Annotated in this window: 10 protein-coding genes; 3 read left to right on the top strand and 7 right to left on the bottom strand. The window is 65.0% G+C overall.

What is annotated here, in order from left to right:
- The first annotated feature begins 28 nt into the window (after nt 1-28).
- Together metG and rnfB are read left to right on the top strand one after the other, a co-directional pair.
- The gene (gene metG / locus J2W94_RS03195) at nt 29-2,107 is read left to right on the top strand and encodes a methionine--tRNA ligase (RefSeq protein ID WP_310090249.1); all 2,079 of its coding nucleotides are present in this window, start codon (nt 29-31) and stop codon (nt 2,105-2,107) included.
- Between the two features lie 22 nt (nt 2,108-2,129).
- Nucleotides 2,130-2,540 (top strand): Rnf electron transport complex subunit RnfB, encoded by a 411-nt coding sequence (gene rnfB, locus J2W94_RS03190; protein ID WP_310090247.1) that lies wholly within the window; start codon nt 2,130-2,132, stop codon nt 2,538-2,540.
- Between the two features lie 15 nt (nt 2,541-2,555).
- Here rnfB and J2W94_RS03185 read toward each other — a convergent pair whose 3' ends face one another.
- The 7 genes from J2W94_RS03185 to J2W94_RS03155 form a co-directional block, all read right to left on the bottom strand.
- A complete protein-coding gene (locus J2W94_RS03185) occupies nt 2,556-4,151 on the bottom strand; it encodes a tetratricopeptide repeat-containing sulfotransferase family protein (protein ID WP_310090245.1) in 1,596 nt (531 codons plus the stop codon).
- Entirely contained in the window at nt 4,148-5,146 is a 999-nt protein-coding gene (locus tag J2W94_RS03180; RefSeq protein WP_310090243.1) for a TraB/GumN family protein, read from the bottom strand. The genes J2W94_RS03185 and J2W94_RS03180 overlap by 4 nt, the downstream gene beginning before the upstream one ends.
- A gap of 11 nt (nt 5,147-5,157) precedes the next feature.
- The gene (locus tag J2W94_RS03175; protein WP_310090242.1) at nt 5,158-6,114 is read right to left on the bottom strand and encodes a DUF1684 domain-containing protein; all 957 of its coding nucleotides are present in this window, start codon (nt 6,112-6,114) and stop codon (nt 5,158-5,160) included.
- A 1-nt stretch (nt 6,115) separates the two neighbouring features.
- The gene (gene mutL, locus J2W94_RS03170) at nt 6,116-7,924 is read right to left on the bottom strand and encodes a DNA mismatch repair endonuclease MutL (protein ID WP_310090240.1); all 1,809 of its coding nucleotides are present in this window, start codon (nt 7,922-7,924) and stop codon (nt 6,116-6,118) included.
- Nucleotides 7,925-7,988: 64 nt separating this feature from the next.
- On the bottom strand, nt 7,989-9,569 hold the full coding sequence (locus J2W94_RS03165) for an N-acetylmuramoyl-L-alanine amidase (RefSeq protein WP_430540536.1): 1,581 nt from the start codon (nt 9,567-9,569) through the stop codon (nt 7,989-7,991).
- 36 nt (nt 9,570-9,605) lie between these two features.
- On the bottom strand, nt 9,606-10,127 hold the full coding sequence (gene tsaE, locus J2W94_RS03160) for a tRNA (adenosine(37)-N6)-threonylcarbamoyltransferase complex ATPase subunit type 1 TsaE (protein WP_310090237.1): 522 nt from the start codon (nt 10,125-10,127) through the stop codon (nt 9,606-9,608).
- Complete coding sequence (locus J2W94_RS03155; protein ID WP_310090235.1) at nt 10,127-11,623, bottom strand: NAD(P)H-hydrate dehydratase; 1,497 nt, start codon at nt 11,621-11,623, stop codon at nt 10,127-10,129. Before J2W94_RS03155 ends, tsaE begins: the two co-directional genes overlap by 1 nt.
- A 23-nt stretch (nt 11,624-11,646) precedes the next feature.
- Between J2W94_RS03155 and queG the strand changes: the two genes are divergently transcribed.
- Nucleotides 11,647-12,717 carry a tRNA epoxyqueuosine(34) reductase QueG gene (gene queG, locus J2W94_RS03150; RefSeq protein ID WP_310090233.1) on the top strand — a complete coding sequence of 357 codons (1,071 nt, stop codon included), beginning with the start codon at nt 11,647-11,649 and terminating at the stop codon, nt 12,715-12,717.
- Nucleotides 12,718-12,755 lie beyond the last annotated feature (38 nt).

The raw sequence follows: 12,755 nt of genomic DNA, 5'->3' as shown, positions 1-12,755 counted from the left end.
ATCGCCTGCCCTCCGCTCGCCGCATCCCATGACCCGCACCGCGCTCGTAACCACCGCCCTGCCCTACGCCAATGGCCCCCTGCACCTGGGCCACCTGGTCGGCTATATCCAGGCCGACATCTGGGTGCGCGCCCGTCGTCTGCGCGGCGACATCGCTTGGTTCGTATGCGCGGACGACACCCATGGCACGCCGATCATGCTGGCCGCGGAAAAAGCGGGAGTGACGCCGGAAGCCTTCATCGCCAGCGTCCAGGCCTCGCACGAGCGCGACTTCGCGGCGTTCGGCGTCGCCTTCGACCATTACGACTCGACCCACTCGGCCGCCAATCGCGAGCTCACCGAGCTGTTCTATACGCGGCTGGAAGCCGGCGGCCACATTGCGCGCCGCAGCGTGGCCCAGTTCTACGATCCGGAAAAAGGCATGTTCCTGCCGGATCGCTACATCAAAGGCATTTGCCCCAACTGCGGCACGCCCGACCAGTACGGCGACAATTGCGAGAACTGCGGCGCCACCTACGCGCCGACCGAGCTGAAGGAACCGAAGTCGGTCCTGTCCGGGGCTACGCCCGAACTGCGCGATTCGGACCACTACTTCTTCGAGGTCGGCGGCTTCCAATCGTTCCTGCGCGAGTGGATGGCCGGCGATGTCGCTCTACCCGGCGTCAAGGCCAAGCTGATGGAATGGCTGGACGCCGAGGGCGGCCTGCGGGCGTGGGACATCTCCCGTGATGCGCCGTATTTCGGGTTCGAAATCCCTGGCGCACCTGGCAAGTACTTCTACGTCTGGCTGGATGCGCCCATCGGCTACCTCAGCAGCTTCCGTAACCTGTGCGCGCGTAACGGCATCGATTTCGAATCGCACCTGATCGCCGGTACAGGGACCGAACTGCATCATTTCATCGGCAAGGACATCGTCAACTTCCATGGCCTGTTCTGGCCGGCGGTGCTTAAGGGCGTGGGCTTCCGCGCGCCGACGCGCCTGCACGTCAACGGCTACCTGACCGTGGACGGCGCCAAGATGTCCAAGTCGCGCGGCACCTTCGTCATGGCGCGCACCTTCCTGGATGTCGGCCTGGAGCCGGAAGCATTGCGCTACTACTACGCCGCCAAGTCCTCCGGCGGCGTCGACGACTTGGATCTCAACCTGGGCGATTTCGTTGCGCGGGTCAATGCGGACTTGGTCGGCAAGTTCGTCAACCTGGCCAGCCGCTGTGCCGGTTTCATCGAAAAACGCTTCGACGGGCGATTGGCGGCGACGTTGCCCGACGCGGCGATGTATGCGCGCTTCGTGACTGCGCTGGCGCCGATCCGCGAAGCCTACGAACGCAACGATCCCGCGGGCGCGATTCGCCAGACCATGGCGCTGGCCGATGAGGCCAACCGCTATATCGACGATAAGAAGCCTTGGGTCATCGCCAAGCAGGACGGCGCCGATGCGGAACTGCAGGCGGTCTGCACGCAGGGACTGAACCTGTTCCGCGTGCTGGTTGCCGCTCTGAAGCCTATCCTGCCGCATACCTCGACGCAGGCGGAGGCCTTCCTCGCCGCGCCGGTCTATGCCTGGCAGGACCTGGACACGCCGTTATTGGCGCACGCGGTCAAGCCCTACCTGCCGCTGTTCACCCGTATCGACCCGAAGCAGATCGCCGCCATGACCGAAGCCTCGAAAGACACCATGGCTGCTCAGCCCGCCACGGCGCCGGAAACGAAACCGGCGGTAACTAAGGTGGTCGCCAAGGCGACTGCCGCCACTGCCGACGGCACCAAGACGGACGCTTTCGTTTCGATGGAAGATTTCGCCAAACTCGACCTGCGCATCGGCAAGGTCGTTGCCTGCGAATTCGTCGAGGGCTCCGACAAGCTGCTGCGGTTCGAGCTGGATGCTGGCGATCTGGGCAGGCGCCAGATCTTCTCCGGCATTCGTGCGAGTTATGCGGAGCCGGAAAAACTGTTGGGCCGCAGTGTGGTGTTCATCGCCAATCTGGCGCCGCGCAAGATGAGGTTCGGCACCAGCGAAGGCATGATCCTGTCCGCGGGTTTCGATGGCGGCGCGCTGGCGCTGCTGGACGCGGACGACGCCGCCGAACCCGGCATGCCGGTGCGCTGATTGCCGGTGCGCCGCAGACGACGTGGACATCGCACTTGCCGAGCGTCTTGACCGCCTGCTGCCGCAGACCCAATGCGGGCAGTGCGGTTTCGACGGCTGCCGCCCTTACGCCGAAGCGATGGCCCGGCACGAAGCCGGAGTGGATAGGTGTCCGCCCGGCGGCGACGCGGGCGCACGGGCGCTTGCGCACCTTCTATCGACGGCTGCGCAACCCTATGATCGAACGCGCGGGTTGCACAAACCCTCTGCCGTCGCACTGATCGTCGAAGCCGATTGCATCGGCTGCACCAAATGCATCCAGGCCTGTCCGGTGGACGCCATCATCGGCGGGGCCAAGCACATGCACGTGGTGATCGAACCGCTATGCACCGGCTGCGAGCTCTGCCTGCCCGCTTGCCCGGTGGATTGCATTGAAATGCACCTCACCGCTTGAGCGACGACCCAAAGGTCAGCCTACGTCCACGCCGCCTTCTTCGAGCAGACGCCGCAGTCCCTCCATCTGCGTTCCATAGCGCTTCCATCGATGCAGCGAGGAGGCATTCATGCCGGCACGCACCTGCACCATGCTCGCAGTCGCCGCAGGCGCCTGGTTCCGCTCGAAGCTGAGGCAGCCTTCCTCCCACGGCAAACCGCAGAACTCCAATAGCGCGCGCGTGGTGTTTTCCTGCGCATTGACGAGCTGTTCGTAATGAAGGTCCAAGATCCTTCCCGGCATCATCTGCTGGAAGTACCGCATCAGCCGGTCGAATCGCAGGTAATAACGCCCGGTGTCGAGTAGGTCGAAGGAATAAGCATGATCGATCGACTCCAGCGCGAATAGTTGCCTGAAATTGCTCAGACAGGTATCCATCGGATCGCGGCGCAGGCAGATGAGCTTCGCCCGCGGCAATGCTTGCGCAATGAATCCGGCATACAGAAAGTTGTGCGGAAGCTTGTCGACGAAGTGCGGAGCACCGCCTGTGCCTGGCCGCGTGCTCTCCAGATAGGAGTTTCCCAACCGGGCCCAGTCCGAGAATCCGGGGCCGAGTCGGGAGATGACGTCCGGCAGCGATCGCAGCGCGCTGCCGGCCACGCGCTGCAGGGCGGTCCCGAAGTTGTCCAGTTCGCCAGCCGAATGCACCGCGCTGTGCGAAGACAGTATGCGATCGGTCAGAGTGGTCCCCGAACGCGGCATGCCGAAGACGAAGATCGGCTCGTCGCTTTCCGCGCCGCTTGCCGCGCTCACCTCCAGCCCATCGAAATAGCGCCTGATCGCGTCGAAAACCGCGGCATCCCGCTCGCTTGAGTATCCGACCCTGCTGCGATGCGCGGCCTTGCCGCGGGTGTAGTGGTCGAATGCCGTCGGATACTCGCCAAAGTCCTCGAATTCTTTGGCTAACGACAAATTAAGGTAGAGCCTCGCATCGACGTCCTGCAGGTGATCCTGCAGCAATTTGGCGACTCGCTCGATGTGGTTGTTTTCCCTGGTTTGCGTACGCAGCTGCGACAATCCCATGTACGCGCGCCAGTAAGTAGGATCGATTTCGGCGCAAATCTCGTACTCGCGCTCCGCCAAGCCGATCTCGCCGTACTGCATGAATGAAGTGGCGAGGTTGAAACGGAGATTGGCATTGTCCGGGGCGAGTTCCACGGCCTTGCGGAATGCGTCCGCTGCCTGCCGGTGCAAGTTCGCCAAGGTATACACCACGCCAAGCGTGTCCCAGGTCGTCGCATCGGCGCTGGCCAGACCAATCGCGGCATCGGCCACGGCCACCGCCTCGCGTTGGTGTCCGCTGATCGCCAAGGCACGCGCATATTGGGCCGAATAGTCCGCACGATCCGGGCCGTAGCGGGCGGCCTTCTCCAGGTGTTCAATCGCCAGCGGCAGTTGTTGCAACTGCAACGCCGACACGCCAGCGATAAAATGCACGCCACCGTGGTTGGGCGCGTGTTTCTCGACCTGCCCGACCAGTTGCTGGGCCTGCCGCCACTGGCCACGATTCATGGCCTCGACCGCGCGCATGTAGGCCTGCATGACCTCGCGCATGGCGTTTGAATCGGTCAACGGCCGGAATTCCCCTGGCCACCTGTCCGCTCACAAGCCGAACAGATACGCTCGATCCGATAACCCTTGGCACGAAGTTTCTCGACGACGCCATCCGATCCCAACAGGTGCAAGGCGCCGACCACGACCAGCGTGTCGTCCTTGCCGGATGCAGTGAGACGCTTCTCGATCCTGGGCACCCACGCGTCGTTGCGCGCGACGTTGATGCGCTTGTAAAGACCGGGATACTCCTTCTTCATCTGCACAGCCATGTCCTGCCATAACACGTCGGCTTTACCGGCGCGCCATGCGGCATGCAGCTTGGCGGTTTCCTCTTTCGCGTCCCTGGATTCGGACAAGGCCTCGGCCAGGAACTGGAGTTGTTCTTCCTTGCTCATGCCGTCGAGGAACGCGATCTGCTGCGCGCCGGTCTCCAGGCCGGCGGTCGGCTTGCCTGCCTCGGCTGCCATCGCAGCCAAGTGCGTATCCAGGCCGAGTTTCGGGTCCAGGCCCTGCTTGGTCATTTCGGTGATGGTGATGGTCAGGCCGACGAACCAAGGCTCGAACATCTGCACCACCTGCGGCGTCAGCCCCATTTTCTGCAGGTCTGGTCCATTGGCCGCCAGCCAGGCGTCCAGCAAGCTCACGGTGGCGGCGGGAAGCTCGCTATTGAGCTGCGTGCCGTCTATGCGCAATGCGGCCTGTCCCATCTGCATGCCCAGCGCGGGAGAAGACATTTCCTCCGGCGCCATCTCGAACACCAGCGACTCGGCATCGGCGAACGCCGCATCCACATCCTGGGACAGCGGATAGTCGTTGGGTCTGAGCAAATGGAACGAACCCAGCAGGTAAACCGAATTGTCGCCATCGGATACCTTCCACAACAGCGGGACCGGCGGCGAACTGGCCGTCGCGGCAAGCGGGGATTTGGCCGCATCTGCATTGACGGCGAAAGCGAACGTGGCCAGCGCCGCCAGCAGCATCGGCTTGAAGCCGCAGGATCGAAGTAGACGCATGGTTGTCCTGGTCACAGGGTTGCGGGATGAGAGTAGGTTTTCTCGCCGGCGGTGATGGCCAGGTCGAGACGGTTTTCGGGCGGCGGCAACGGACAGGTCGCGAACGACGTGAAGGCGCAAGGCGGGCTATAAGCCCGATTGAAATCCAGCACCACCCTGCCCTGCGCGTCCGGACCCGGCGTATCGATGAAGCGGCCCGCCGGATAGCTGCCGTGGCCGCTGGTGCGGTCGGCGAACACCAGGAAAAGCTCGTTGCCGGGCTCGCCCATCGCCTCGAGGCGGTAGGTCTTGCCCTCGCGCACGAATTCCACCGCACCCGGATTCGGCGCATCCGTGGCGGTGCCGATGATGTCGACGATGGGCAAGGTCTTGCCCGGCGGATGCGGAACGAATTTGCCGACGATTCTCCAAGACGGATCGGCCGGCCAGTATTCGAGTCCGGCGAACTGCAGGCGCGTGGGCGCATCGGCGTGCTTGATGCGCAAACCGAAACGCTGGCCACGCTTGATCACGCTCAGCTGACCTTTGCCATCGTCGAAACCGATCAGGCTGGGCGCCTGGTCATGGTCGTTTTTCAGCTCCACTCTGCCGGTCAGGGGGTTGCCGTCCAAGGTCAAAGCGACGCCACTCTCGGGAGTGAAGTAAATGCGCCCGTCGCGCTGTTCCACCATGCCCATCTTGGGCGGACCTACCGCCAGATGGATTCCGCTGCCGGCGCTGCTGCCGAGGTAGTGGGCTTTGAGTTCCAGCCAGTGCAGGCCTACCAAGCTGGTCCAGCCATCCGGCTTGAGCAGATCCTGCTTGCGCTCGTTGCGCCAGATGGCGTTGTCGGCGTTGAAATTGACGTCGGGTGCGGGCGCTGCCGCCTTTTGACCCGCGCCAGGATCGCCACCGCATGCCGCGAGCAGCAGCAGCGACGCAGCCAGCGCATAGCGGGTCAATTTTCCCATCTCCACGGCCTTCCCCATCTCAACGTCCTCTCAAGAACCAGCGATCGATTTCAGTCAGGGAGAAACGCGCCCAGGTAGGCCGGCCATGATTGCATTGGCCGGAGCGCTCGGTTATTTCCATCTCGCGCAGCAACGCGTTCATTTCCGGAACCGACAGGCGGCGATTGGCGCGCACCGCGCCGTGGCAAGCCATGGTGGAAAGAAGTTCGTCGCGCGCTGCCGCAATGCGTCTGGTCTCGCCATGCTCGCGCAGGTCGGTCAGCACGTCGCGCAACAGGCCCTCCGGTTCTGCTTGCGCCAGCAATGCGGGTACGCTGCGCACGCTGAGCGACTGCGGGCCGCTGCGGGTCACGTCGAAACCGAGCGTCGCCAGGGTTTCGGCTTCGCGCTCGGCGACTTCCGCTTCGCGCTCGGCCACCGCCAGATTCAACGGCACCAGCAGCGGCTGGGAATGCAGACCGATGCCGTCGTGCGCGCTCTTCAATTTCTCGTAACCGATACGCTCGTGCGCCGCATGCATGTCCACCACGATCAGGCCATCGGCGTTCTCGGCCAGGATATAGATGCCGTGCAGTTGCGCAATGGCATAGCCCAACGGCGGAACGGCAGCATCGCTGCTCGCGGGCAAGCGCTGCTCCTGCGATTGCGCCGAGTAGGGTTGTGATACTGGCGGTTGCGCATAGAGCGCGGCATAAGCCGCCGGCGCTTCGCCGAGGCTCAAGCCCAGCGGCGACTGTTGCGTCGGCAACCACTGTCGCGGCGAACCGAACGCAGCGGCGGTTGCCGGATACTGCGCGTTGTCCGCGGCTCCCTGGGTCGCGGCCGCAATCGCACCGGCGCGCGTTTCGGCCAGGGCGTCCTGCAAGGTGCGATAGACGAAGTCGTGCACCAGGCGCGTGTCGCGGAAACGGACTTCATGCTTGGCGGGATGCACGTTGACGTCGACGCGCAGCGGGTCTATTTCGAGAAACAGCACATAGGCCGGCTGACGGCCGTGGAACAGCACGTCCTGATAGGCTATCTTCACCGCGTGGGCGACGTTGCGATCGCGCACCGCACGACCGTTGACGTAGAGGTATTGCTGGTCCGCACTGGCGCGCGAATAACTGGGCAACGCGATCCAGCCGTGCAAGCGCAGGCCCGCCGCCCCGTGCTCCACACGTAATGCCTGACGCGCGAAATCCTCGCCCAGGGTTTCGTTCAAACGTAGCGAAGCGTCCAACAGATCGGGCTTGTAGCGGCGCGAAGGACGGCCGTTATGGCTGACGCGCAGCTCCACGTCCGGGCGCGCCAGCGCAAGCGAACGCAACCATTCTTCGATATGCCCCAACTCGGTGCGCTCGGCGCGCAGGAACTTGCGCCGCGCGGGCACGTTGTAGAACAGTTCGCGCACTTCCACCGTGGTGCCGGGCGCCTGTGCCTTGGGCGCTACCTCGCCCAGCTTGCCGCCTTCGACCTGCAGAGACGCGCCATGCTCGTCTCCGGCGCGACGCGAGGACAACGAGAAACGGCTGACCGAAGCGATCGACGGCAAGGCTTCGCCACGGAAGCCTAGCGTGGCCACCGCTTCCAGATCGTCCAGCGAAGCGATCTTGCTGGTCGCGTGGCGTGCGACCGCCAGCGGCAGTTCTTCCGGGGCGATGCCGCCGCCGTCGTCGCGGATGCGGATCAGCCGTATGCCACCCTCTTCCAGATCTATGTCGATGCGTAAAGCACCGGCGTCCAACGCGTTTTCCACCAACTCCTTGACCACGGACGCGGGGCGTTCGACGACCTCGCCTGCAGCGATCTGATTGATGAGGGTGTCGGGGAGTTGGCGGATCTGCACGGTCGGATGGCGACGCGCAAGCGTCGTCGGGAAAACAGACGTGATGATAGCCGAGGGGTGGAGCTTACGGTGCGCCCGCGCTGCCGACGCTGGCCGTGCTCCTGGCCGCCGCGTCCGCTGCGGCGGCGCGCGCCGCGAACAGCGTGCCCGGTGGCGGCTGGCGGGTGAAATAGGTCTGCACGCCATCGAGCACCGCGCCGGCGACCTTGCGCTGGTAGCCCGGGTCGGTCAGGCGCCGCTCTTCGTCCGCATTGGAGATGAACGCGGTTTCCACCAGCATGGCGGGCATGTCGGAAGTGCGCAGCACCGCGAAGTTGGCGCGCTCGATGTTCGGCTTGTGGTTGTTGCCCACGCGCTTGAGTCCATCCAGCACGTGGTTGGCGGCGTCCTCCGACGCTTTCATGTGTCCGCTCTGAGCCAAGTCCAGCAGGACCGAGGACAGGGTGTTGTCCACCTGCCGCAGACGCACGCCTCCGACCAGGTCGGACGAGTTTTCCTTATCCGCCAACCAACGCGCCCGCTGCGAGGAAGCGCCCTTGAGCGAAAGCACGTACACCGACGAACCGCGCGCGCTGCGATTCTCGGCGGCGTCGGCGTGAATGGAGACGAACATGTCCGCCTTGTTGGCGCGCGCCTTCTGCGCACGCTGGGGCAGCGGAATGAAATAGTCGCCATCGCGCACCAAATAGGCCTTCATGCCCGGGGTGGCGTTGATCTGCCGCGCCAGTTCGCGCGCCACCGCCAGGGTGACGTCCTTCTCGCGCTTGCCGGTGGGGCCTTGTGCGCCGGGATCCTGACCGCCATGCCCTGCGTCGATAGCGATGACGAGCGGACGCATGCCGGTTCGCATCGGCACCTGCGGCACTGGCTTGTAAGGGGCGGGCTCGCCGGTTGCCGGAACTTCCGCCGGGGTGGCTGACATGGTGGGCGTCGGCACCCCCGTGGCGATGGTGTACTGGCCAGGGACCGGTTGCGTCGGCTCAGCACTGGCTTCGCCAGAGCTGGCGGGAACCGCAGCCTGAGTGCTCTGGCCATTGAGAATGGCCTGTGGCGAGAGTTGCGGCGAGACCGCAGGGGGTTTTGCCGCGGCCTGTTGCGCGGCGGCGGAAGTCAACGCGGCAGTCGCCTGCGCCGCGGTTTGCGCGCTGGCTTGCTGGGTGCCGGCTTGTTGGGTGCCGGCTTGGGTCGTCGCAGGCGGAGAATCGACCGCCGCCGGTTTGGCCGCGACCGTCGCGGGAGCGGGACCGTCGCCGGGCCATTCCAGCACCAGCCGCGCGCCGCTGCCGGTGGACTCAAGACGCGGTTTCATCGCCACGACCGAAGACGAAAGATCGAACACGATGCGCAAGGTGTCCGGCGTCGGCTGGCCGGTGCGCACCGACTTGATGATCCCGGCACCGGTCGGAAGCTTCAGGCCACGCATGGCGGTGGAGGCTGGCAGGTCTACGACCAGCCGATCCGGGCCGGCCAGGGAGAGGGTTTTGTACTCGCCTTTGCCTTCCAGCTGGATCTCGGCGCGGGTACCGGTCGCACCCGACTCAACGCTGACCCCGCGGACTTCACCGGCAAAAACGGGGCATGCGACGCTCAAAGCGAGCGCGATGCCCATCGTGGTGCTGCCGAAACGGGTGATCCCCTTATGCATGCGGCGGATTCAAGCACCATCTGCCCAGGAATGCAACTATTTTTCCCTTAATAATCCGTGACCTGCTGGCACTTCCTGTTGTGGCTGGGAAGATAGTGCCGCAACTTCCTGCGAAGTGGCCAGATGCGCCAGCCAGCGCTTGCCTATTCCCGTACCGGCACTTACTCTGGCCTCCCGGCCAACCCCTTGAGTCGCCAGTTCCACCCGCAGATCGGCTTTGGGCAGAGCAAGGCCCGCGCGCTCAGGCCATTCCACCAGCCACAGGGTGGCGACCGCGTCGTCCAAGCCCAGAAAGTCCAACTCTCCCGCATCGCCGATGCGGTAAAGATCCAAGTGCCAGGCTTCGCCTTCGGGAATCGGATATCGCTCCACCAAGGTGTAGGTCGGGCTGCGGATCGCGCCCTCCACGCCCAGCGCACGCAGCAACGCGCGCGCAAGCGTCGACTTGCCCGCGCCCAGATCGCCTTGCAGATGCACGACCGCATGCGCCGGACGCGTGATCGCCAACGCACGACCCAACGCCTCGGTCGCGTCGCTTGCCGGAAGCAGCAGGCGCATCAATCGACTCCCACCGGATTGGCCAGACGACGCAGAGGGAAGAAAAGATCCGCCGGCAAGAGTCCGCGTTCGCCCTCTTCCGCAGCGGCATCGCCCGCTAGCGAATGCAGTAGCGCGCCGGCGCTGGCCGCATCGAAAGCGGACATGCCGCTTGCCCGCAACGCCACGATCACGCCGGTCAGCACATCGCCCATGCCGCCCACCGCCATGCCCGGATTGCCGGCATCCAGCACGCGCGGCGCCTGCCCAGGCGCCGCAATGATCGTGCCCGCGCCCTTGAGCACGGCGACCGCTTGGTAACGTTCCGCGATGGCTCGCGCGGCGGCGAAGCGATCGCGCTGCACTTCGGCCGTATCTGTGCCGAGCAGACGCGCCGCTTCGCCCGGATGCGGGGTCAGGATCGCATCGGCAAGCGCAGGGGCGAACGTATGGGACTCTGCGGCGATCAGGTTCAGCGCATCGGCATCCAGCACCAGCGGTTTGTCCGTCGCCAGCGCGAGCTTCAGCATTGCGCGGCCCCAATCGCCCTGACCCAAACCGGGGCCGATGGCTATCGCGTCGACCTGCGAAAACAAGGGCTTCAGTTCGTCTCCGGATTCGACCGCACGCACCATCGCTTCGGGACGCCTCGCCAATATCGCCGGCACGTGCGTTTCGCGGGTCGCCACGCTCAACAGGCCCGCACCGCTGCGCAAGGCCGCTTCCGCGCACAACAGGATGGCGCCGCCATGCCCATGATCGCCGCCGATGCACAGCGCGCGGCCCGACTCTCCTTTGTGCGTATTGCGGCGACGCGGCAGCAGCCAGTACGACAACGCTTCCTGCGTCAGCAGCGATGCCCCAGGCTCGACCGTGGAAAAAACCTCGACAGGAACCTCCAGCCCGTCCAGTTCGAGCTCGCCCGTATGTTCGAGCGCTTCGCCAGTGTGCAGGCCCGCGTGCCGCGCGATGAACTGCAAGGTGCGTGATGCTGCCACCGCCTTGCCGGGCGCCGATCCCTTGTCGGCATCGAATCCACTAGGCACATCCAGCGCCAGCACCGGCGCCGGCTGCCCATTGATGGCATCGATCAACGCGGTAGCGAACGCATCGGGCGGCCGCGACAGACCGATGCCGAACAGAGCGTCCACCACCAGATCCCCATGCGGCACGACTTCGGGGAAAATCCCGATCTCTCCTCCCACCGCCACATAATCGGTGCAAGCGCGCTGGGACAGCTCCGTGCCGGGCACGTGCTCGGCCAGGTGCACCACCTTCACGCGGCGGCCCGAACGGTGCGCCAGGCGCGCCAGCACATAGCCATCGCCGCCATTGTTGCCGGGCCCGCACACCACGGTGATGCGTTGCGCGGCGGGCCAGTGCTGCAGCAGATGCTGCCAGGCGGCCTGTCCCGCACGCTGCATCAGCGCGTAGCCATCGCCTCCCAGCAGCGCTGTCGCGCGGGCGTCCAGTAAACGCGCGGCGTGGGTATCGAACAAGGGCAGCAATCCGTACATGGCATGGATTCTATACTTGACTCATGTCCTCTTCGTTCGCCGTCGCACCGGATCCTGCCGCACTCGCCCGGCGCGTGCGGGCGTTGTCGCGCGAACTCGGCTTCCAGCGCTGCGGCATCGCCGGCATCGAACTGGGCGAGGACGAAACCCACTTGCGCGACTGGCTGGCCAAGGGCCTGTACGGCTCGATGGATTGGATGGCGCGCCATGGCGACAAACGCGCGCGGCCCGACGAACTGATTCCCGGAACTTTGCGGGTGATCTCGGTCGGCCTGGACTACGGCCGCAACGATGGCGAGGAAGCCTGGACCACGCTGGAAAACGGGGAGCGCGCCTATGTCGCCCGCTACGCGCTGGGCCGCGACTATCACAAGTTGATGCGGCAGCGCCTGCAGAAACTGGCGGAACGGATACAGGAAGAAGTCGGAGCGTTTGGCCATCGCGTGTTCGTGGATTCGGCGCCGGTGCTGGAGCGTGCTTTGGCGAGAAATGCGGGGCTGGGCTGGATCGGCAAGCACACCTGCCTGATCGACAAGGACGGCGGTTCGTGGTTCTTCCTGGGCGAGATCTACGTAGATCTACCCCTGCCCGTCGACGCGCCTGCCAGCGCGCATTGTGGCACCTGCACGCGCTGCATCGACATCTGCCCGACCCAGGCCATCGTGGCGCCTTACCGGCTGGACGCGCGCCGTTGCATCTCCTACCTGACCATCGAGCATGAAGGCTCGATCCCCGAGGAACTTCGCCCCGCCATCGGCAACCGCATCTTCGGCTGCGACGACTGCCAGTTGGTGTGCCCCTGGAACAAGTTCGCCAAACGCACGGACGAGCCGGATTTCCGCGCGCGCAACGACCTGGATGTCGCGACGCTGCCGCAACTGTTCGCATGGTCGGAAGCCGAGTTCCTCAGTCGGACCGAAGGCTCGGCGATCCGCCGCAGCGGCTACGAACGCTGGCTGCGCAATATCGCGGTGGGATTGGGAAATGCGCCGACTACGCCGGAAGTGACCGCCGCCCTGGCTTCACAGCGCGACAGCGAATCGGCGGTGGTGCGCGAGCATGTGGCCTGGGCGCTGGCGCGTCACCAAACCTAGCGGATGCGTCCACCGTCATCCCAGCGAAAGCTGGGATC

Origin of the sequence: Pseudoxanthomonas sacheonensis (genome assembly GCF_031455975.1) — a bacterium.
Taxonomy (GTDB): Bacteria; Pseudomonadota; Gammaproteobacteria; order Xanthomonadales; family Xanthomonadaceae; genus Pseudoxanthomonas_A; species Pseudoxanthomonas_A sacheonensis_A.
Note: the sequence above shows the minus strand (reverse complement) of the source record. Positions and strands in the feature narration are given on the sequence as shown.